We start from the raw sequence: 18,090 nt of genomic DNA, 5'->3' as shown, positions 1-18,090 counted from the left end.
CCTTTTTGAAAGGTCTGGACCTTACTGCAAAGACGTGCCGCGATTCTGGATTCGCCTGAAAGCCAGAGTTCATCTGAATTAATCAGAGGTGCCCTGGGCAATGGATGTGACCTAACCAAACCAATGAGGGTGAAAATATGATCGGCTACGTAACTTTAGGAACCAATGATCTGGAAAAAAGCACAGCGTTCTATGACAAGCTGTTGGCAGAAATTGGCGCCACACGTTTTATGCAGGATGACACTTTCGTGGCCTGGGCCACGGCGCCAGAGCAGCCCAGTGTGGCAGTGATCAAACCCTTTGATGGCAATGCGGCAACGGTGGGTAATGGCGTTATGGTCGCTTTGTTTGTCGAAAAGCCTGAACAGGTTGATGCGCTTTACGCTAAGGCGATTGAGTTGGGTGCCACGGATGAAGGTCAGCCGGGCCCACGTGGAAGTGACGGCTTTTACGCCGGTTATTTTCGCGACCTGGATGGTAACAAACTGAATTTCTTTTCTATGGTAGCACCTTCATAAAAAAGCAGATTCAGGCTCTGAAGCACTCTTTGTGAATGAATCGGAGCTGTCTTAAACCATTAACTCAGTGCACCTCTGGGTTGGAGAGATTCAATGACGTTCACGCTGGTCGCCACCGTTATTGCTGTTGCCGGACTGTTGTTAGGTCTTGGCTGGCTGTGTGCGGGACATTTGTTGTTCAAGCGTTGGCGAATCGAGCCTAACCCGGCGGGCCTGTTGGTAGGGCGCCGGATTGGAGCCGTGTATTTGGGGTTGGCGATTATTTTCTGGTTGGGAAGAAATGCCCCGCCTTCCGAGTTACGCGTTACCCTTTGCGTTGGCGCTTTATTTGTTATGGTCCTGCTGGCAGCGCTCGGGCTGTTTGAGTACAGGGCGCGGCGGGCGGGGTCGGCGATATTGATCAGCGTGGCGTTGGAGGTTGTGATCGCCATCGGACTGATCAACGTTTTAGTTTTCTGAGCGCTTCACGAAATTACCGCTTTTCGCGTCGTCTCTCCATCGAGCGTGCGTCGTTGAATATGAGTGAGTGTCTGCTTTATTTACAGAGTTGATATCACTGTTCCAGAAGCTTGTCTTAATCTTTCTATATTTCATGCAGTTATCATTAGAAGCATAGTTCTTGCCCTTGTGTGGTTTGTCGTAATTCATCACACAAAAGGATGCACAGGATGCGCAATGTTAAATTTTATTCAGGGATGATATTTGCTGCGGGATTGGGTTTTTCGTTCTCGGCTAATGCCGCCGTTATGACCTGGGATTTTATCCTCGAAATCGAGACCATTTATCGTGATGACGCTAATGTTATCAATGATAGCTATCAACCGGGCACACAGCTCAGCGGTAGCTTTTCCTATGACAATGGTCTGGTGGAAAACTCTCCGGATAATGACTATGTCGACAGATACGCGGACCCCTCAGCGGTCTTCACTGTAGCGGGATTAGGGATTTACGATTGGGCTGTTGAAGTATCAGTGGTGCATCAAAGCTCCCGTGACATTGTCGATGTGGTTGGAGAGTATCATTCGGGTAATATCTGGGAAGAGATGGAGATAGGGTTTCTCGATTACAGCCAAAGCTACGCCAATGGTGAGCTCCCGACGGATTGGCATGTACCGCCTGTGAATCTGGCCGACATGGATTTTGACTATACCTACGATGCGGGTACCGATCCCTGCTGTTACGATTCCTGGCTATCGGGGCGTGTGGTTTCAATTCAGCTGCGCGACACGCAAACGATACCTGAGCCGGGAACTCTGGCTATGTTTGCCCTGGGTTTGGCTACCCTTGTACGTCGTCAGTATCGGCGATAGCTTTTTCCCGTTAGGGCGGCCAAGGCTGTGGCGCTTGGTTGTCCAGCGCCAGCCTGACCATGGCTGGCGCTTCGGCAAAAGCTTCATTCGGGTGATAAGTAATGAACCCCATCGATGACTATGCCATTACCTGCCCCTGGTGCGGTGAGTCCATTACGCTGGTGATTGAGGTGTCCCAGCTGGAGCAGAGCTGGGTGGAAGACTGCTCGGTGTGTTGCCGGCCCATAGAACTCTGTGCATCTTTGCTGGCCTCCACTCATGACATGAGGCTGGATGTTCGTCGGGAAGGCGAGTGATGGCGTGAAATAGAGAAATACGATTGCTAATCCATAGAATCTGATAAAGAATATTTATCAGTTATGCCAATAACTATCCATTAGACAGCGACCTTGGGCTCGGGTGACACTCTGGGCTCTGGCTTGTGCCTAATGGTTTAATCTGCAGGAGATTCTATGAATCAGCCAATCAGTCCCCTGGAACTGCGTCAGCGCATACGCAGTGGTGAACACACAGGGAATACCTCCGGTTTTTCCCAGGGATTTGTGCAGGGAAATCTTTGTATTTTACCGAAAGACTGGGCCAACGATTTCCTCCAGTTTTGCCAGTTGAACCCCAAGCCCTGCCCACTTATCGGTATGGCCGCCAATCCCGGTGAATATCGTCTGCCCTCGTTGGGCCAGGATCTTGATATTCGCACGGATATTCCTCGCTACCGGCTATTTAAACAGGGCGAGCTGGTGGACGAGGTCACGGATGTCAGCGACCTGTGGAACGACGATCTGGTGACGTTTGTACTGGGCTGTTCCTTCTCCTTTGAGGAAGCCTTGCTGGCCGATGGGCTTGAGGTGCGTAATGTCACCGAAGGCGTTAATGTGCCGATGTATCGAACCAATATTGAGTGTCAAAGTGCAGGGCGTTTTGGTGGCACCATGGTAGTCAGCATGCGGCCGATGAAGGCCGCCGATGCGATCCGTGCGGTGCAAATCTGTACCCGATTCCCATCGGTACACGGCGCCCCGGTGCATCTGGGCGATCCGTCCGAGATCGGTATCAGTGATATCAATCGGCCTGATTTTGGCGATCCAGTGACCATCAAGCCCGGTGAATTGCCGGTGTTCTGGGCCTGCGGTGTGACGCCTCAGGTAGCTCTGGAGCAGGCGCGTCCGCCCTTTTGCATTACCCACAGTCCGGGGTGCATGCTGGTGACCGATCTGCCCAACAGCCGCCTGGCGGTGATGTAAGAATTTTCTATCAGGCTGGCACGACCCGTGCCAGCGGGAGTCGACGATGTTACGTTTGAATTGCGATCTGGGAGAGAGCTTTGGTGCCTGGACCATGGGTATGGACGCCAAGGTTATGCCCTTTATCGATCAGGCCAATATTGCTTGTGGCTTTCACGCCGGTGATCCGGTGGTGATGCAGCAAACCCTGGCCCTGGCGAAGCAGCATGGCGTCATGGTCGGTGCCCACCCCGGCTATCATGATCTGGTGGGTTTTGGGCGCCGCTCGATGAACTGCCAGCCCCATGAGATCGAAGCCTTGTTGATGTACCAGGTGTCGGCCCTGGACGGTATGGCGCGGGTACAGGGGCTGGAACTGGAGTACGTTAAGCCCCATGGCGCGCTGTACAACGATATGATGGCCAACGCCGAGGTGCGACACGCCATTATGAACGCCATCGCCAGTTACCATCGCCCGGTGGTGTTAATGCTGCAAGCGACTCCCCAGGCGCAAGAGCACCGCGAAGAAGCACAAAAGCACGGAATTTCCCTCTGGTTTGAAGCCTTTGCCGATCGTTGTTACGACGATGACGGGCGTTTGCTGTCACGGACTCGTACCGGTGCTGTGCACAGTCGTGAGCGTATGCTGGAGCAGGTGCAGCAGTTGGCGGAAGACCAGTCGGTGACCACGGTCAGTGGCCACCGTTTGCAGCTGACGGTCGATACCCTTTGTGTGCACGGCGACAATGCGGAAGGTGTAGCGGCGATCCAGGAAATACGTGAGGCGATCTCCTGATGCGGATTGAGGTTGCCGGTGAAAACGCCTTGATGCTCTATTTTGGCGAGCAAGCCAGCGCGACGATTGCCGCTCAGGTACAGCAAGCCGAGATCCGGCTGCGAGCCCAATTGGGTACGGTGCTGATCGACCTTATTCCTTCGTACGCCTCTTTGCTGGTGATCTACGACCCATTGCAGACCGATCATTTTGCGGTGAAGGCCGCCATGCGTACTCTGCTGGAGGGTGTCGATGCGAAAGCCGCTGAAGAAGGGCGCCTGGTTACTCTACCGGTCTATTACGCGGAAGAGTCGGGCCCTGATCTGACGCTGCTGGCCAACAATGCCGGACTGAGCGTGGATGAGGTGATTGCGCTTCATCAACAACAGGAATACCGGGTTTATGCCATCGGTTTTGCGCCCGGTTTTGCCTATTTGGGCGAGGTTGACCCGCGCATTGCGGCGCCGCGTCTGGCGACTCCAAGGCAACGAGTACCTCGCGGGGCGGTAGCCATAGCAGACCGCCAGACGGCGGTGTATCCGGCGGTCTCTCCGGGAGGCTGGAATCTGATTGGCCTCTGCCCCCAGCGTATGTTTGACCCTGAGGCGACCCCCAGTATGCCGGTGGCGGTGGGCGACCGAGTGCGATTCGAGGCGATCAGTCGAGCGCGTTTTTTTGAGCTGGGTGGCGAGCTGGGAGAGAGTCTATGAGTGGATTCAAGGTCAAGCAACCGGGTTTGCTTAGCTTGCTGCAGGATGGCGGACGCTATGGTTGCCACGGTATAGGTTTGACCTGTGGTGGCCCTCTTGATCCCTGGGCGCATCGAATGGCCAATCGCTTGTGTGACAATGAAGCGGGTGTCACGGCGCTGGAGGTGAGCTTTGGCGGCTTGGTGCTGGAAACCGAGGTCGAAACTCGGTTGGCGGTTACGGGTGCCGAAATGCCCCTGAAAATTAATGGCGAGAGCCAGCCATTATGGTGCACTCATCAGGTAAAGCCGGGAGATCGCATCGAACTGGCGTTTGCTCAGCGCGGGACTCGAAGTTATTTGGCGGTGGCGGGTGGTTTTGAGGTTGCCCCCCAGTTTGGCAGTACGGCAACGGTGGTGCGTGAAGGAGTCGGAGGCCTTAATGGTTGTGCCTTAAAACCTGAGGATCACTTGCCTTGTTCAAAGACCAGCGCTCAACAGGGCTGGTGTGTGCCCTCATCATTGATACCGCACTATCAAGATGAGACAACCTTGCGAATGGTGCTCGGTTATCAGCAGGCGGCTTTTAGCCGGGAGCAACAGCAACGCTTTTTTCATAGCGAATACCAGGTGACGGACCGTTCCGACCGTATGGGTTTTCGGTTGCAGGGCCCCGCCATCGAGTCGAGTCTTGATGGCATTTTGTCAGAAGGGATTTGCCATGGCGCGATTCAGGTGCCCGCCGATGGCCAGCCCATTGTCCTGATGAACGATCGTCAGACCATTGGTGGTTATCCGAAACTGGGTTCGGTGATAGCCCTTGATACGGCTCGCCTGGCCCAGTTGGCGCCCGGTGCTCGGGTACGCTTTGAAGCTATCAGTCTGGAGCAGGCGCACAATCTTAATGCGCTGGCATCGGCCTGGTGGCAAAGGCTTGAGCTCGATCCTCTGTCCTCTGAGAATTTAAAATGACAATTACTCGCTTTAATACCGAGGTGGCAAGCGCCGAAGAAGAATTGGCACTCAGTCGTCGCATCGAAGATCTGTTGGTCGAGCGTAATCTGCGGGGTATGAAACAGGTCCAGCCAGCGTTGGAGCCGGGCTACTGTTTGCGCGCGGCTAAAGTGCTGCGTGATTGTCGCGGTACGATACTGATCGGCACCGGTTTCCCGGTGGTGGATACCTTCGAGACCGATGGTCCGGTGGGTGCCCTGGCGCTGTATCACAGTCTGGAGGCCCTGGGGGCCGAACCTATTATTGTTTGCGGGGCGCCCATATCGCGAGCGCTGGCAGCCAAGTATCGAGTGCACGAAATTCGCGTCGGGGATCATGATGAGCGCGAGCTGGAAGCCAAGTTGGCGCTGGGCTACTTTCAGCCCGAGGCGATTATCTCGATTGAACGACCGGGTATGGCCAGCGACGGAGGTTATTACAATATGCGCGGGGAGAGCATCAGCGAGCGCACGGCCTGCTTTGATACGTTTCTGCTCGATAGTGATTGCCCCACCATCGCCATTGGTGACGGCGGCAATGAGATTGGCATGGGCAATGTCAGCGAAGCCTTGCGCGCGCTGGATATTGTGCCGGCAGCCACGGGTTGCGATGAGTTGATCGTGGCCGATGTTTCTAACTGGGGGGCCTATGGCATCATCGCGTTCCTGTCTCGCTGGAGCGGCGTTGATCTGCTGGCGATGATCAAGCCTGTGCAGATTTTGCAGTACCTGTCGGCGCTGGGTAGTGTTGACGGTGTGACCCGAGTGAATGAGTTGACCGAAGACGGTCTGGTGGTTGATGAGGGTGAAGCTCTGCTTTTGCAGCTTCGTCGGGTCAGCGGTTTTGAGCCTCCCGTCGATGCGGATTCGTAACCTCAGCAGTTTTATCAAGGTCGCCCAGCTGGGTAGCTTCCACGCTGCGGCCCAACAGCTGCATGCCTCCCAGCCGGCTATTTCGGCGCGCATTGCCGCGCTGGAAGAGGAGCTGGGAGTGCAATTGTTCCAGCGTGATAAAAGCGGCACCCGGCTGACGGCCCGCGGCATGCAGTTATTGCCCTATGCCCGCAAACTGGTCGCCGTACACGAAGAGATGAAAGCCCAGCTGCGCGATGATACGCCACAACGAGGTGTCGTCAGGGTCGGGGTGGCGGATACTCTGGCCCATGTATGGATGGCACCCTTGCTAAAGCGATGGCGAGAGCAGTTTCCGTTACTGCAGTTTGAAATTACGACCGATCTGTCGTCTGAGTTATGGCGTGGCCTGCACGAGCATGAGCTGGATCTGGCGTTGATGGTCACCGAGCAACACAGTAATGAGCTGGTGGTTGAACCCCTTTGCGCCTTCGACCAGCATTGGGTAGCCGCACCTTCGTTGGCGCTGGATGTGGGTGCCGGTTTAAGCCTGTTGTTGCGCCAGCCTATTTTGAGTTTTCCCCGTAATACTCGTCCCTGGCATTATTTGCAGGAGCTCTTGTCCTCTGTGTCTGCGGGTGCCCAAAAAGACGATGGTGAAGAACCCATCGTGTATACCTGCAGCGCGGTGGCTAACCTCTTGACCCTGGCCGAGCAGGGCTGTGGTCTGGCCCTGTTACCTGCTCCGCTGGTAGAGGAATCCTTGTCCGGTGGCCGTTTACAGTCAATTGATCTAGTCCCCAAGCCTCCACAGCTGGAATTTTGCTGTGCGTGGCGACTCGATGATGAGCGGGTATTGCCGGCGTTGTTGGCCCAGGGTAGCCGTGAATTGATGGCCCCCTGGATGCAGTAGCCACAACGGATGCGCTGGCGTATTGTTAGCCCGAAGGGTAATTTGGCTGCTTGGCTTGGTTGTGGGTAGAGAGTTTTGAGGTTAATGGTTTGTTTTGGCTGAATAATGACTGGCAATTACCGAATAACAGGGAATAATTCTCTATCTTTAGCAGTATTCTGTGCGGCCGCGTCTTCGATAAGCTTTTTGAGGTTCTGGAGCCGCGGGTGTCTATAGTCAATATTCCAGGCCTTGAAAGCGGAATGCGGGCCTCGATCATGCCGGTGCCCATTTTGTTGGGCCGAACTAATCATCTAAGGTGAGAGCTTTATTATGAGTATCGTTTATCTGAATGGATCCTATTTGCCCGTTGAGGAAGCGCGTATTTCTCCGCTGGATCGAGGTTTCCTGTTTGGTGATGGCATCTACGAGGTGATCCCCTCTTATGAGGGCAAGATGGTTGGGTTTGGACCCCATATCGATCGCATGCGCAACGGTCTCGCAGCTATCGGGATTGAACTGGACTGGGATCATGCCCGGTGGCGTTCGGTGTGCGCCGAACTGGTTGAACGTAACGGTGGCGGTAATCTGGGTATCTACTTGCATGTCAGTCGGGGTGCCGATAACAAGCGCTTTCACGCTTTCCCGGAAGGCGTAGAGCCAACAGTATTTTGCATGGCGTTTGAGATACCCCTGCCCCAACCGGCGGATCGTAATACCGCCCATGGTTACAAGGTGTCGATTGGCGAAGACCTGCGCTGGAAACGTTGCAATATCAAATCCACGGCGTTGCTGGGCAATGTGCTTCATTTTCAGGAAGGTCATGCCGCCGGCAATAATGAAATTCTGCTCTTTAATAGCCAGGGCCTGTTAACCGAAGCCGGTGCTTGCAACGTGTTTATTGTTAAGGATGGCGTCGTTGCGACCCCCAGGCTTGATCATCAGATCTTACCCGGTATCACCCGTTTGATGATTCTTGATATTCTGCGCAAGGACGGCACGATTGCCGTGGAAGAGCGGGATATCGATCGTGACGAGGTGCTGTCGGCCGATGAAGTCTGGATTACCAGTTCCTCCAAGGAGATGGCTCCGGTCATTGAAGTCGATGGTCAGCCGGTTGGAGATGGTCGTGTGGGTCCGGTATGGGAGCAGGCATCGCAACTGTACGCCGCCGCCAAGTTTGATTACTAGGCTGAATCGGGGTTGCCAAGTCAGTGCCGATTTTCTGGCGACTGCCTTGATATACCAAGAGAGCATAGAGTAGAGAACCGATCTGGAGATTGTTGATGGGCAGGCCCGCTAAAGCGTCGATTGATCTCAACGCCTTGCGTAATAATTATCGGCTGGCACAACAGGTTGCGCCGCAGTCAAAGAATTTAGCGGTTGTTAAAGCCAATGCTTATGGTCATGGTGCCGTAGCCTGTGCCCGTGCGTTGGAGTCATTGACGCCAGCGTTTGCGGTGGCTTGTATCGAAGAAGCGCTAAAGTTGCGGGCGTCCGGCATTCGTAAACCCATACTGTTGCTGGAAGGCATCTTTACCGCAGATGAAGTGGCCATTGCCGCCCAGGCCGACTTTTGGTTGATGGTCGAAAATAACCAGCATCTGGAGCAGATCGAGGCCAGCAACCCCGATCATCCGGTGCGTGTTTGGATAAAACTGGATACTGGCATGCACAGGCTGGGTATGGAGCCTGCGGTGTTTCCTGCTGCCTATGCCCGGTTGAAAGCGATGCCCCAGGTCGATGATGAAATAGTAATAGTTACTCATTTTTCCAGTGCCGATAATTTAGCCGACCCTTCTACTCCAAGGCAGATTGAAAAATTCCATGCCGCCTGTAAGGGTATCGAAGCGCCAAAAAGCCTGGCGAATTCTGCTGCTATCATGGCCTGGCCAAAAGCCAGGGCAGAATGGAATCGTCCCGGGTTTATGCTCTATGGTGCCTCTCCGTTTGAACAGCCCCAGGCTGTTGCCGACAAACTTCTGCCGGTAATGACGTTGACCAGTGCGGTCATTGGTTTGCGTCATATAGAGGCGGGTGAAGCCGTCGGTTATGCCCGTAGCTGGGTCGCCAATCGACCATCGGTGATTGCAACCCTGGCCATCGGTTACGGGGATGGTTATCCCCGTCATGCGCCCAGTGGAACCCCGGTGCTGGTGAATGGGCGGCGGGCGCCGCTGGTTGGGCGCGTGTCCATGGATATGATAACGGTCGACGTTACCGATCTGCCGCCAGTTTCACTCAATGACCGGGTGGTACTGTGGGGCGAAGAGCTGCCGGTCAATGAGGTCGCCAGTCACGCGGGGACCATAGGTTATGAGTTGCTTACTCGTATGACCGGCCGTGTGCCCCTGAGTTACCGTGGTGGTGATAACTGATCTGCTCTCTCGCTCTGGTCAGTAGCAAGCGAACAAATTGACGAGCTTATTGCGCAGGTTCCAACTCCTCGGCTAGCATGGGTAGGCTGTTTCCATTCGTAGCCAGGAGGATTTTATGACCACTTACCAGGGAAGTTGCCATTGCGGTAACGTGCGCTTTCGCTTTGAGCACGCACCCATCGAACGGGGCCTGCGTTGTAATTGCTCGTTGTGCGCTCGCAAGGGTGTGTTGCTGACGCCGGATGTGATCGATCGCGATCAGTTAGTCATTGAGTCTGGCGAGAAGGATCTGGAGCTTTATCAGTTCGGAAGCAATGTCGCCAAACATTATTTCTGTAAGCGTTGCGGTGTGCACACCTTTAATGAAACGCTGCGAAAGCCCGGAGCCTTCCGCGCCAATCTTGGTTGTGTGGATGAGCTGGAGAGCTGGAAGCTGGACGCAGATCTGTTTGATGGCCGAACTTTACTCTGACCCTGGGGTACGCGTAGAAACCTATCGGCCCGAGGATGCCCATGATCTGGCCGATCTGTTTCATGCGGCGGTACATGGCATAGAGGAAATGGTTTATTCCGCCAATGAGCGAGAAGCCTGGGCGCCTACTCCTCCCGACTACCAATGGTGGCAGCAGCGATTAAACGAGATGAATCCTCATGTTGCCTGGATGGGGGGGGAGCTGGTCGGGTTTGCTTCTGTACTGATCACCGTCAAGGGGCACGGAGAAGAGTCAACGCGGGAAGGTCATATTGATTGCTTGTACGTAGCGCCTGATTGCCAACGCAGAGGGATCGCATTGGCACTTTTTAATCGTTGCCTCGAGCAGTTCTTGGCCGCGGAATGTATCGCGATGACGGTTGATGCCAGCAAGTTAGCGCAGCCGTTTTTTCGGCGTCAGGGGTTCGAGGTTGTCGCTTATAACCGGGTTTCGCTGCGTGGCGAGCACCTGTTTAACTGCACCATGCGCCGCAATCTGTCATGATGCCGATACTCTTTTTGATTGCCTGACCTGGCCATCGACATCGGTTGATCAACCGCATTATATATCAGCAGGGAGGGTAGAATGCTTAAGGGAAGTTGCTTGTGTAAGAAGGTTCAGTATGAGGTGGATCAGCTGGATTCACCGATACAGCATTGCTCATGTCTCACTTGCCAGAAAGCTCATAGTGCAGCTTATAATACGGCTGCAGCCGTGGCGCCGGAACATTTCCGGTGGTTGCAAGGTGAATCTGAGTTGAGCCAATACGAATCGTCGCCCGGGAAAATCCGATATTTTTGTCGCTGTTGTGGTTCTCAGTTGGTAGCTCGCCGCGACGGTATGCCCTGGGTCTTGCGGGTCGCCTCCCTGGACGATGATCCTGGTACGCAACCGGTTCAGCGCATCTGGGACAGCCATCGGCGAGGTTTTCTGGCGGATACCGATAGCTTGCCGGCGTATGCAGAGTGGGAACCTGGCCACTAGTTCTGCCCCAGCCTTGAGGTGGGGGACAAGGTGCTTGATCGGGCAGCACGCATGAGGAGTTTATGGGTAGTTTAAGAAGCGTAATGCAATGATCGAACTTTCAGTATTGTTGGTATTTATCCCCACCTTTCTACTGGTTTCCGCTACCCCGGGAATGTGTATGACTTTGGCAATGACCATGGGTATGACCATCGGTGTGCGTCGTACTCTATGGATGATGTGGGGGGAGTTGATCGGCGTTGGACTGGTTTCGGTCGCAGCCGTATTGGGTGTGGCAGCTATTATGCTGAATTACCCGGCTCTGTTCCTGTTGCTGAAATATGTCGGGGGCGCCTACCTTGTGTGGCTGGGGGTGCAGATGTGGCGTTCGCGGGGCAAGATGGCGATTACCGATGCTATCGAAGATCTGCCTCATGTGCCGGGGCGTATGCTTTTTCTTCAGGGGTTGGTGACTGCGATAGCCAACCCCAAAGGCTGGGCGTTTATGGTGTCGCTGCTACCCCCCTTTATTAACCCCCAGTCTGCCTTGCTTCCCCAGCTAAGCCTGCTGGTGGGTATAATTCTGTGCAGTGAATTTGTCTGTATGCTGGCCTATGCCAGTGGGGGACGATCTCTACGGCATTTCTTGCAAAAAAGTGGCAATGTCCGTTTGCTCAACCGTATCGCCGGCAGCCTGATGATGGGGGTCGGGATCTGGCTGGCAACGGGTTAATCCGTTTGCCGCGGGTAATCATCACAGGAGGCGATATCGATGTTACATCCTGATAATAGCGCTCTGTTGTTTATTGACGTGCAGGGCAAGCTGGCACAACAGATGCCTCAAGCTGAGCAGCTTTTCCATCGCTTGGAACAGTTGCTGCGTGGCGCCCTTACGCTTGGGTTGCCGATCATCTGGATGGAACAGAATCCGGAGGGTCTTGGCGGTACTTTGCCCCGGTTCGTTGGTTTGCTCGAGGGCCGTAGTCCACTGGTTAAGCAAAGCTTCAGCGGCTGGGCCGAGCCTGGTATCAGGGCTGCCATTGTCGCCAGTGGTGCGCAACAGCTGTTGCTCTGTGGCATTGAAGCTCATGTGTGTGTTTATCAGTCGGCCAGTGATCTGCTGGCGGCAGGCTATGAAGTTCAGGTGGTCGCCGACGCTGTGGCTTCTCGCGATCCGAACAACCGTCAGCTGGCTCTGGATCGCCTGGTGGGGGATGGCGCACAGCTGACCAGCGTCGAGATGGCGCTTTTTGAATTGTTGGGGGGCGCAGACAACCCTGCATTTCCCGCACTGTTGTCTGTGATCAAGCAGAGAGCCGATGATTAATCAGAGGTGCCCTAAGAGTTAGCGCCGCAACAACCAGTCAGTGATTCAATGACGACTGCCGTGTAAACTGCCGACGGTCATTAGCAAAGCGCCTGCGGGCATGGGGAGTGGTAATGGAAGAAGTGATCGACGAGTTACGCGAACGTGCCGAAACGGTGCCCTTTCCCGTTGAGCTGCCAACGGAAGATGAGCTGGTCGAAGTGGAAGAGCAGATTCTGATCCCCATTCCTTTCGCAATGCGCCAGTACCTGCTAAACGCAAGTGATGTTGTCTATGGCAGTCTGGAGCCGGTGACCGCCAGTGATCCACAATTACATACCTATTTGCCCGAAGTGGCGGCGCTCGCCTGGTCTTTGGGGTTGCCTCGGGAATACATTCCCCTGTGCGAGGATAAGGGTCGCTATTACGCGGTGGATGAAGGGGGAGAGGTGCTGTTGTGGAGTGAGGACGGCATTGCCGAAGAGCGCTGGGAAACCGTGTGGCACTGGGTGCATCAGGTATGGCTGGAAAGTTAGTCAAAACCTCCAGGTCAGGTGTTTCTGGCTTCGGGCTGTTGTTTGCAATGGTTATTGTGTTGATGGGCTGCGCAGCCCCCGGCGACCCGGGCTGGCAGCAGCCGGCCAGTATTGCCAATACCTGGGTTTATCAATGTGATCCCGACTATCGTTTCGTTGCACGGCAAGAGCAACAGCAGTTATGGCTGTTTTTGCCCAGGAGGACCCTGGCCCTGAAGCCGGTTTACGGCGGTGAAGGTTATAGCGGTGAGGGATATAGCCTGATGCGTGAGGGTGACACGGCTGTCCTAAGCTTCGAGGGGGATAGTTATCACTGTCGCAATGATCGCAGGGCTGCCATCTGGGAAGCGTCAAAGCTCAATGGTTACGACTATCGTGCGGTGGGTAATGAGCCGGGATGGTACCTGGAAATTGGCCAGGGGATGATGTCCCGTCTGGTCACCCAATACGGCCAATCCCGGCTTGATTTCAGTTTGCCTGAACCCCGGTTAGATTCGGCTGCCCGCCTCACGCTTTATCGCGTACCTGAACAAGCATTGGAGATTCGCATCGAGGGCAGGGTCTGCCGGGATAGCATGAGTGGCGAGACGTTTGCGTCGACGGTGGCGATAACCTGGCAAGGTCAGGCGTTTAGCGGCTGCGGGCGCGCGTTGCACTGAAAAATCGGGTTTTGACAGGTGTGGCTATCGGGAATTATTGAGCGTGAAAGGGAGTAGCAGAGAGCTGTAACGCTAATGGACAAGCGTCGGCAATAACAAGGAAAGTCGTGCTGGAAACGAAAATGCTACGGGACCCTAAGGTCCCGCGGCAACAGAGCTAAACGTTGACCTTAAACAGGTACTACGTTTTCAGCCTGCAGGCCTTTCTGGCCTTGAGTAACGGTGAACTGTACTTTCTGGCCTTCGGCCAGAGTACGGAAACCGTCAGATTGGATAGCGCTGAAGTGAACAAACACGTCAGGACCAGACTCTTGCTCGATGAAGCCGAAGCCTTTAGTTTCGTTGAAGAACTTAACGGTACCAGTGGTGGTATTAGACATTGCTTAAAATCCTGTAAAACTAACACGAATTACCCCGAGGGGCGTTTTTGCTGAAAAGATGGGGGTATTTCTTATGTCTACAGGACGAACTTCTAGGAAAGCGTCTTACGGTAACCATACAATACAGCCATACCTTCAGGCTGTAATCGAGTTTACACGCTATCTTGGTGGCGTCAATCGTTGTATGCCGATAGTTTTGTGAATTTTATACGGTTTTTCCCGCCCATAGGCTGGGCCTGGTGATAACGGTGTCCGGGCAGTCTTCGTTGTTATATTCTAACTCGCTGTTTTTCCATGGAAATATACATAAGCGACGGTTCGTCGTGATCGTTGTGAAGTTGGTGTCGTTAACTTAAGGAGAGCCCTGCATGATTACAATTCGCCCAGCCATCGAAGCGGATGTCACTATAATCGAGCGTTTTGTTCGGGAATTGGCGCGATATGAAAAAGCCGAACATGAGGTAAAAACAGATGCCGAAGGCATTCGGTCATCGCTGTTCGGTGAGGGTTCACCGGCTTCGGCTTTGCTCTGCGAGCGTGATGGAATCGCAGTTGGTTATGCGGTCTACTTTTATAATTACTCAACCTGGTTAGGCCGCAAAGGACTCTACCTGGAGGATCTGTATATCACGCCTGAGGAGCGCGGAAGTGGTGCTGGAAAATCTATGCTCAGGTATCTGGCGAAACAGGCGGTAGAGGAAGGTTGCGGGCGTTTTGAATGGTCGGTTTTGGATTGGAATGAGCCGGCCATCGGCTTTTACAAAAGCCTGGGCGCCGAACCGCAGGACGAATGGATTATTTACCGTTTATCAGGAGACGCCTTGCAACGCTTTGCAGACAGCTAGAGCCGCAGGCAAAGCGTTGGTGTGGTTGAAGCGGGTATTACTGCTCCACGAATGCGCGCTCAATAACATAATGGGCCGGTACGCCATGACGGGATTCTTCAAAACCTTTGGCGTCGAGAATTCCGCAGAACTCTTTCAACATACTGGGGCTGCCACAGAGCATAAAACGATCATTTTCGAGGCTGAGGGGGGGCAGGCCGAGATCGGCTGAAAGCTTGCCGCTGACCAGCAGGTCGGTCAGACGTCCATTGTTGGTGTATTTTTCACGGGTCACGGTGGGGTAGTAAAGCAGCTTGTCCTTCACCATATCACCGAAGTATTCGTTGTTGGGTAGCTCTTCACTGATCATCTGTTGGTAGGCCAGTTCTGACACATAGCGCACGCCATGGGTGAGGATGACTCGATCAAAATTCTCGTAAATTTCCGGATCCTTGATGATGCTCAAAAAGGGTGCAAGGCCAGTCCCTGTGCTGAGTAAATAAAGATTTCTACCGGGCAGCAGGTGATCCTGGACCAGTGTGCCGGTGGGTTTTTTACTCATCACAATCTCGTCACCGACATTGAGGTTTTGCAGCTTCGAGGTTAGGGGGCCGTCGGGCACCTTAATGCTAAAAAACTCGAGTTCCTCTTCGTGATTAGCGCTGGCAATGCTGTAGGCACGCATCAGGGGCTTACCCTCCAATTCCAGGCCGATCATGATGAAATGACCGTTTTTGAAGCGAAGGCTCGGGCTGCGGGTGGTTTTGAAGCTGAACAAAGTGTCGTTCCAGTGTTGGACATTGGTGACCTGTTCGCGAAGCAATGCACTCATAGGTAATTCTCAAGGAGATGGCAGGAGTTGGCGCCTACTATAGTCATTCGGTCCTATATCGGTAAAATGGATAATACCGATACCGGTAATCGGAAAAACAGATAACAAGAGGGGGAGGTATGAAATACAGCTTTCGCCAGCTAGAGGTATTTCTAGCGGCTGCTCACACTGAAAATATCACCCGCGCCGCTCAGCGATTATCGATGTCCCAGTCGGCGGCCAGCAGCGCCTTGCGGGATCTGGAGCAGCAATTCGACATTCAGCTGTTTGATCGAGTTGGCAAACGGTTGCAGTTGAACGAATTGGGGAGGCTGTTACGGCCGGCGGCGGAAGCGTTGCTCGAACAGGCGCAGGATCTGGAGCAGGCTTTATCTCAACATCGTACCCCCGGTGCCTTGACGGTGGGTGCCACACTGACGATTGGGAATTATTTGGCGGTAGGTATTATGTCCCGCTATATGAGCGAGCAGGAAGGTGCTCGGGTATCGCTTGAGGTTGCCAACACGTCCCAGATTGTCCAGCAGGTGCTGAATTTTGACCTGGACATTGGCTTGATCGAAGGGGAGTTGCATCACCCGGAGCTGGAAATCATTTCCTGGCGGGAAGACCGATTGGTGGCCTTTTGTGCTCCCGAACATCGATTAGCGACGCTGGGGAGTCTGGATGAGCAGGCCCTGCGTCAAACTCCCTGGATATTGCGCGAACCGGGTTCCGGTACTCGGCAAACATTCGAGCGGGCGTTGCACGGTGTGCTTCCTGAGCTGGATGTGCGTCTGGAGTTACAGCACACCGAGGCGATCAAGCGGGCCGTGGAAGCCGGTTTGGGGGTGGGGTGTCTGTCGATGGTAGCGCTGCGGGATGCTTTCAGGCGAGGAACCCTGGTACCGCTGGCGGTGCCAGGGAGAGATTTTTCCCGGCACTTTTACTTTATTCTCCACCGCAGCAAATACCGCAGTGCGGGCATTCGCCGCTGGATCGAATTATGCCGGGAAGCCCCCAGGATCAGCTAATCCTGGGGCAGGCTTCGGCAGGGGTTACTGAACAGCTGGAGCCGGTTGCATCTGTTGCTGCAAAATTTCACGCAAAGGGAAAGGCTGGCCGTTCAGGGTCGCTTCCCCTTCTTGCAGTTTGCCCCGGAGTACGAGCTGGCCGTTTTCACGCACCAGTAAGCCTTGCTCAACATACATTGTAACCATGCCTGCTGCCGGACTCGCATTGATGGCTTCCTCGTCGGCGGTAATTGTTAGATCGGCTTCGACAATGTCCAGCAGGACCAACGGCTCTTGAATGTCCATGGGATGAAGGCCATCGGCCAGCCCCAGATAACGCAAGTCGGCGGTAATATCCAGGGTGCCGCCATAGGCGTCCAGTTTGAGTTCCTGGTTAAGGCTCAGGCCTGGCTGAAAAACAGTGCTGGTTAGGGTGCGTAGCTCCGCTTCCATCTCGTCAGGATTCACCGACAGTTGTTGATCGATCTGGCTGGCCAGTTGCGACCATAACGCAATTGCGGCAGGATCCAGATTCGACAGTTTGAACTCATAGCTGGCTGCGGTTACTGGCATGGGAGCTTCAATAGAGCCGATCGCAATACGCTCATCCAGCGTTATCTTGCCATCGACCAGTTTCTGGTTGGCGGTTAACGAAATTTGCTTGAGGGTCGTGTTGAGTTCGGTTGTTTTGATATCGAGCGCGTCGAACAGCAGGGAAAACTCACCCACTGCCAGAGCTGCAGCCGGGTCAATCATGGTGGCATCAAAAGAGCCACTGGCTTTGCTGAGGGTGATGGTATCGCGCTCATCCTTGATGCTGATCGGATGGATCGAGAGCGTTCCGGACCAGCTGTCGGTCGTGAGGTCAGCCATCATGTCCATGTCCACGCCACCAAAATCCAGCTCATTGCCTTCCTGGTAGTACACGAAGGGAGCAATCTGCGCGAGGGTATGCAGCTGCTGCTGGAAATCGACCCGGGTTGAGGCGGTCATCAGCTTACCACCCAGGGTTTGCTCCAGAAATTCAGCCACATCAGAGGGCACTTCCTGCAGAGACAGCTGATCCCGAGAGGCATAGAGACCGGTGCTCAGGCCTTGGTCAGTAAAGAGTACAGGGCCATGAGAAATGTCCGATTGCAGAACGACGACGACCTTTTCCTGTTCGATACGAACATCAAAGGTGAGAATTGACTGGCTGCTAAATACGCCGCGCTGGTAGTCGTGCTCGATGTTTTCGATTCCGGAATTGACCGCTTGTTGGTTCAAGCGGGCGACTTCGCGGGTATAAATCTGCTCGGCTTCGGTGCCAACAAAGTAGGGCGCAACGACGAGCACGCCTACCAGGACGAGGGTCAGCAGCAGGAGAAGCTTTTTCATGTAGAGTCCTTTCAAAGGGATGGAATGAATACATTAAGGCACCTCTGATTAATTCGGATAGATCTCTGCGGATCCTAAAATGGTTTTTATCAAGGCGAAGCTCGCCGTTCATGTCGAGACCTGAAC

Annotated in this window: 24 protein-coding genes; 21 read left to right on the top strand and 3 right to left on the bottom strand. The window is 54.2% G+C overall.

Features of this window, described 5'->3' with window-relative positions:
• The first annotated feature begins 137 nt into the window (after positions 1-137).
• The 19 genes from MIB40_RS17850 to MIB40_RS17760 all read left to right on the top strand — a co-directional run bounded on the left by MIB40_RS17850 (position 138) and on the right by MIB40_RS17760 (position 13,562).
• The gene (locus MIB40_RS17850) at positions 138-518 is read left to right on the top strand and encodes a VOC family protein (RefSeq protein ID WP_249696861.1); all 381 of its coding nucleotides are present in this window, start codon (positions 138-140) and stop codon (positions 516-518) included.
• A 93-nt stretch (positions 519-611) separates the two neighbouring features.
• Positions 612-977 carry a hypothetical protein gene (locus MIB40_RS17845; RefSeq protein WP_249696860.1) on the top strand — a complete coding sequence of 122 codons (366 nt, stop codon included), beginning with the start codon at positions 612-614 and terminating at the stop codon, positions 975-977.
• A gap of 209 nt (positions 978-1,186) precedes the next feature.
• Positions 1,187-1,828: a PEP-CTERM sorting domain-containing protein gene (locus MIB40_RS17840; protein ID WP_249696859.1), complete on the top strand. Its 642-nt coding sequence runs from the start codon at positions 1,187-1,189 to the stop codon at positions 1,826-1,828.
• Positions 1,829-1,929: 101 nt separating this feature from the next.
• A complete protein-coding gene (locus MIB40_RS17835; RefSeq protein WP_249696858.1) occupies positions 1,930-2,124 on the top strand; it encodes a CPXCG motif-containing cysteine-rich protein in 195 nt (64 codons plus the stop codon).
• Positions 2,125-2,280: 156 nt separating this feature from the next.
• On the top strand, positions 2,281-3,069 hold the full coding sequence (locus MIB40_RS17830) for a putative hydro-lyase (RefSeq protein ID WP_249696857.1): 789 nt from the start codon (positions 2,281-2,283) through the stop codon (positions 3,067-3,069).
• Positions 3,070-3,115: 46 nt separating this feature from the next.
• Positions 3,116-3,844, top strand: a complete 729-nt coding sequence (locus MIB40_RS17825; RefSeq protein ID WP_249696856.1) for a 5-oxoprolinase subunit PxpA — start codon at positions 3,116-3,118, stop codon at positions 3,842-3,844.
• A complete protein-coding gene (gene pxpB / locus MIB40_RS17820) occupies positions 3,844-4,533 on the top strand; it encodes a 5-oxoprolinase subunit PxpB (RefSeq protein ID WP_249696855.1) in 690 nt (229 codons plus the stop codon). Before MIB40_RS17825 ends, pxpB begins: the two co-directional genes overlap by 1 nt.
• Entirely contained in the window at positions 4,530-5,483 is a 954-nt protein-coding gene (locus tag MIB40_RS17815) for a 5-oxoprolinase subunit C family protein (RefSeq protein ID WP_249696854.1), read from the top strand. Before pxpB ends, MIB40_RS17815 begins: the two co-directional genes overlap by 4 nt.
• Positions 5,480-6,376 (top strand): DUF4392 domain-containing protein, encoded by an 897-nt coding sequence (locus MIB40_RS17810; RefSeq protein WP_249696853.1) that lies wholly within the window; start codon positions 5,480-5,482, stop codon positions 6,374-6,376. The genes MIB40_RS17815 and MIB40_RS17810 overlap by 4 nt, the downstream gene beginning before the upstream one ends.
• On the top strand, positions 6,348-7,268 hold the full coding sequence (locus tag MIB40_RS17805; protein ID WP_249696852.1) for a LysR family transcriptional regulator: 921 nt from the start codon (positions 6,348-6,350) through the stop codon (positions 7,266-7,268). The genes MIB40_RS17810 and MIB40_RS17805 overlap by 29 nt, the downstream gene beginning before the upstream one ends.
• A gap of 312 nt (positions 7,269-7,580) precedes the next feature.
• Positions 7,581-8,438 carry a D-amino acid aminotransferase gene (locus MIB40_RS17800; RefSeq protein WP_249696851.1) on the top strand — a complete coding sequence of 286 codons (858 nt, stop codon included), beginning with the start codon at positions 7,581-7,583 and terminating at the stop codon, positions 8,436-8,438.
• Positions 8,439-8,533: 95 nt separating this feature from the next.
• Positions 8,534-9,625: an alanine racemase gene (gene alr, locus MIB40_RS17795; protein WP_249696850.1), complete on the top strand. Its 1,092-nt coding sequence runs from the start codon at positions 8,534-8,536 to the stop codon at positions 9,623-9,625.
• A 115-nt stretch (positions 9,626-9,740) separates the two neighbouring features.
• The gene (locus tag MIB40_RS17790; protein ID WP_249696849.1) at positions 9,741-10,097 is read left to right on the top strand and encodes a GFA family protein; all 357 of its coding nucleotides are present in this window, start codon (positions 9,741-9,743) and stop codon (positions 10,095-10,097) included.
• Complete coding sequence (locus MIB40_RS17785; RefSeq protein ID WP_249696848.1) at positions 10,078-10,602, top strand: GNAT family N-acetyltransferase; 525 nt, start codon at positions 10,078-10,080, stop codon at positions 10,600-10,602. The genes MIB40_RS17790 and MIB40_RS17785 overlap by 20 nt, the downstream gene beginning before the upstream one ends.
• Positions 10,603-10,683: 81 nt before the next feature.
• Positions 10,684-11,082: a GFA family protein gene (locus MIB40_RS17780; RefSeq protein WP_249696847.1), complete on the top strand. Its 399-nt coding sequence runs from the start codon at positions 10,684-10,686 to the stop codon at positions 11,080-11,082.
• 88 nt (positions 11,083-11,170) lie between these two features.
• Positions 11,171-11,794 (top strand): LysE family translocator, encoded by a 624-nt coding sequence (locus MIB40_RS17775; protein WP_249696846.1) that lies wholly within the window; start codon positions 11,171-11,173, stop codon positions 11,792-11,794.
• Positions 11,795-11,833: 39 nt separating this feature from the next.
• Positions 11,834-12,388 carry an isochorismatase family protein gene (locus tag MIB40_RS17770; protein ID WP_249696845.1) on the top strand — a complete coding sequence of 185 codons (555 nt, stop codon included), beginning with the start codon at positions 11,834-11,836 and terminating at the stop codon, positions 12,386-12,388.
• Positions 12,389-12,501: 113 nt separating this feature from the next.
• Positions 12,502-12,903 (top strand): SMI1/KNR4 family protein, encoded by a 402-nt coding sequence (locus MIB40_RS17765; RefSeq protein WP_249696844.1) that lies wholly within the window; start codon positions 12,502-12,504, stop codon positions 12,901-12,903.
• Positions 12,888-13,562, top strand: a complete 675-nt coding sequence (locus MIB40_RS17760) for a hypothetical protein (RefSeq protein WP_249696843.1) — start codon at positions 12,888-12,890, stop codon at positions 13,560-13,562. Before MIB40_RS17765 ends, MIB40_RS17760 begins: the two co-directional genes overlap by 16 nt.
• A gap of 170 nt (positions 13,563-13,732) precedes the next feature.
• On the opposite strand, the gene MIB40_RS17755 is transcribed toward MIB40_RS17760, so the two are convergent.
• Complete coding sequence (locus MIB40_RS17755; protein WP_249696842.1) at positions 13,733-13,942, bottom strand: cold-shock protein; 210 nt, start codon at positions 13,940-13,942, stop codon at positions 13,733-13,735.
• Positions 13,943-14,310: 368 nt separating this feature from the next.
• On the opposite strand from MIB40_RS17755, the gene MIB40_RS17750 reads away from it, so the two are divergent.
• Positions 14,311-14,787, top strand: a complete 477-nt coding sequence (locus MIB40_RS17750) for a GNAT family N-acetyltransferase (protein ID WP_249696841.1) — start codon at positions 14,311-14,313, stop codon at positions 14,785-14,787.
• Positions 14,788-14,824: 37 nt separating this feature from the next.
• Here the strand turns inward: MIB40_RS17750 and MIB40_RS17745 are convergent, their stop codons facing one another.
• Entirely contained in the window at positions 14,825-15,598 is a 774-nt protein-coding gene (locus MIB40_RS17745) for a ferredoxin--NADP reductase (protein WP_249696840.1), read from the bottom strand.
• Between the two features lie 119 nt (positions 15,599-15,717).
• Here MIB40_RS17745 and MIB40_RS17740 point away from each other — a divergent pair, with 119 nt between their 5' ends.
• Positions 15,718-16,608 (top strand): LysR family transcriptional regulator, encoded by an 891-nt coding sequence (locus MIB40_RS17740; RefSeq protein WP_249696839.1) that lies wholly within the window; start codon positions 15,718-15,720, stop codon positions 16,606-16,608.
• Between the two features lie 24 nt (positions 16,609-16,632).
• Here the strand turns inward: MIB40_RS17740 and MIB40_RS17735 are convergent, their stop codons facing one another.
• Entirely contained in the window at positions 16,633-17,964 is a 1,332-nt protein-coding gene (locus tag MIB40_RS17735; RefSeq protein ID WP_249696838.1) for a DUF945 family protein, read from the bottom strand.
• Positions 17,965-18,090: the final 126 nt, after the last annotated feature.

The organism is Aestuariirhabdus haliotis (assembly GCF_023509475.1).
Classification (GTDB): Bacteria; Pseudomonadota; Gammaproteobacteria; order Pseudomonadales; family Aestuariirhabdaceae; genus Aestuariirhabdus; species Aestuariirhabdus haliotis.
The sequence above is the reverse complement of the archived record's forward strand: the minus strand, read 5'-3'. Positions and strand labels throughout refer to the sequence as shown.

Excerpts from the sequence above, each read along its gene's own strand:
- MIB40_RS17850 (WP_249696861.1), top strand. The coding sequence starts at position 138 with ATGATCGGCTACGTAACTTTAGGAACCAATGATCTGGAAAAAAGCACA.
- MIB40_RS17845 (WP_249696860.1), top strand. The coding sequence starts at position 612 with ATGACGTTCACGCTGGTCGCCACCGTTATTGCTGTTGCCGGACTGTTG.
- MIB40_RS17840 (WP_249696859.1), top strand. The coding sequence starts at position 1,187 with ATGCGCAATGTTAAATTTTATTCAGGGATGATATTTGCTGCGGGATTG.
- MIB40_RS17835 (WP_249696858.1), top strand. The coding sequence starts at position 1,930 with ATGAACCCCATCGATGACTATGCCATTACCTGCCCCTGGTGCGGTGAG.
- MIB40_RS17830 (WP_249696857.1), top strand. The coding sequence starts at position 2,281 with ATGAATCAGCCAATCAGTCCCCTGGAACTGCGTCAGCGCATACGCAGT.
- MIB40_RS17825 (WP_249696856.1), top strand. The coding sequence starts at position 3,116 with ATGTTACGTTTGAATTGCGATCTGGGAGAGAGCTTTGGTGCCTGGACC.
- pxpB (WP_249696855.1), top strand. The coding sequence starts at position 3,844 with ATGCGGATTGAGGTTGCCGGTGAAAACGCCTTGATGCTCTATTTTGGC.
- MIB40_RS17815 (WP_249696854.1), top strand. The coding sequence starts at position 4,530 with ATGAGTGGATTCAAGGTCAAGCAACCGGGTTTGCTTAGCTTGCTGCAG.
- MIB40_RS17810 (WP_249696853.1), top strand. The coding sequence starts at position 5,480 with ATGACAATTACTCGCTTTAATACCGAGGTGGCAAGCGCCGAAGAAGAA.
- MIB40_RS17800 (WP_249696851.1), top strand. The coding sequence starts at position 7,581 with ATGAGTATCGTTTATCTGAATGGATCCTATTTGCCCGTTGAGGAAGCG.
- alr (WP_249696850.1), top strand. The coding sequence starts at position 8,534 with ATGGGCAGGCCCGCTAAAGCGTCGATTGATCTCAACGCCTTGCGTAAT.
- MIB40_RS17790 (WP_249696849.1), top strand. The coding sequence starts at position 9,741 with ATGACCACTTACCAGGGAAGTTGCCATTGCGGTAACGTGCGCTTTCGC.
- MIB40_RS17785 (WP_249696848.1), top strand. The coding sequence starts at position 10,078 with ATGGCCGAACTTTACTCTGACCCTGGGGTACGCGTAGAAACCTATCGG.
- MIB40_RS17780 (WP_249696847.1), top strand. The coding sequence starts at position 10,684 with ATGCTTAAGGGAAGTTGCTTGTGTAAGAAGGTTCAGTATGAGGTGGAT.
- MIB40_RS17775 (WP_249696846.1), top strand. The coding sequence starts at position 11,171 with ATGATCGAACTTTCAGTATTGTTGGTATTTATCCCCACCTTTCTACTG.
- MIB40_RS17770 (WP_249696845.1), top strand. The coding sequence starts at position 11,834 with ATGTTACATCCTGATAATAGCGCTCTGTTGTTTATTGACGTGCAGGGC.
- MIB40_RS17765 (WP_249696844.1), top strand. The coding sequence starts at position 12,502 with ATGGAAGAAGTGATCGACGAGTTACGCGAACGTGCCGAAACGGTGCCC.
- MIB40_RS17760 (WP_249696843.1), top strand. The coding sequence starts at position 12,888 with ATGGCTGGAAAGTTAGTCAAAACCTCCAGGTCAGGTGTTTCTGGCTTC.
- MIB40_RS17755 (WP_249696842.1), bottom strand. The coding sequence starts at position 13,942 with ATGTCTAATACCACCACTGGTACCGTTAAGTTCTTCAACGAAACTAAA.
- MIB40_RS17750 (WP_249696841.1), top strand. The coding sequence starts at position 14,311 with ATGATTACAATTCGCCCAGCCATCGAAGCGGATGTCACTATAATCGAG.
- MIB40_RS17745 (WP_249696840.1), bottom strand. The coding sequence starts at position 15,598 with ATGAGTGCATTGCTTCGCGAACAGGTCACCAATGTCCAACACTGGAAC.
- MIB40_RS17740 (WP_249696839.1), top strand. The coding sequence starts at position 15,718 with ATGAAATACAGCTTTCGCCAGCTAGAGGTATTTCTAGCGGCTGCTCAC.
- MIB40_RS17735 (WP_249696838.1), bottom strand. The coding sequence starts at position 17,964 with ATGAAAAAGCTTCTCCTGCTGCTGACCCTCGTCCTGGTAGGCGTGCTC.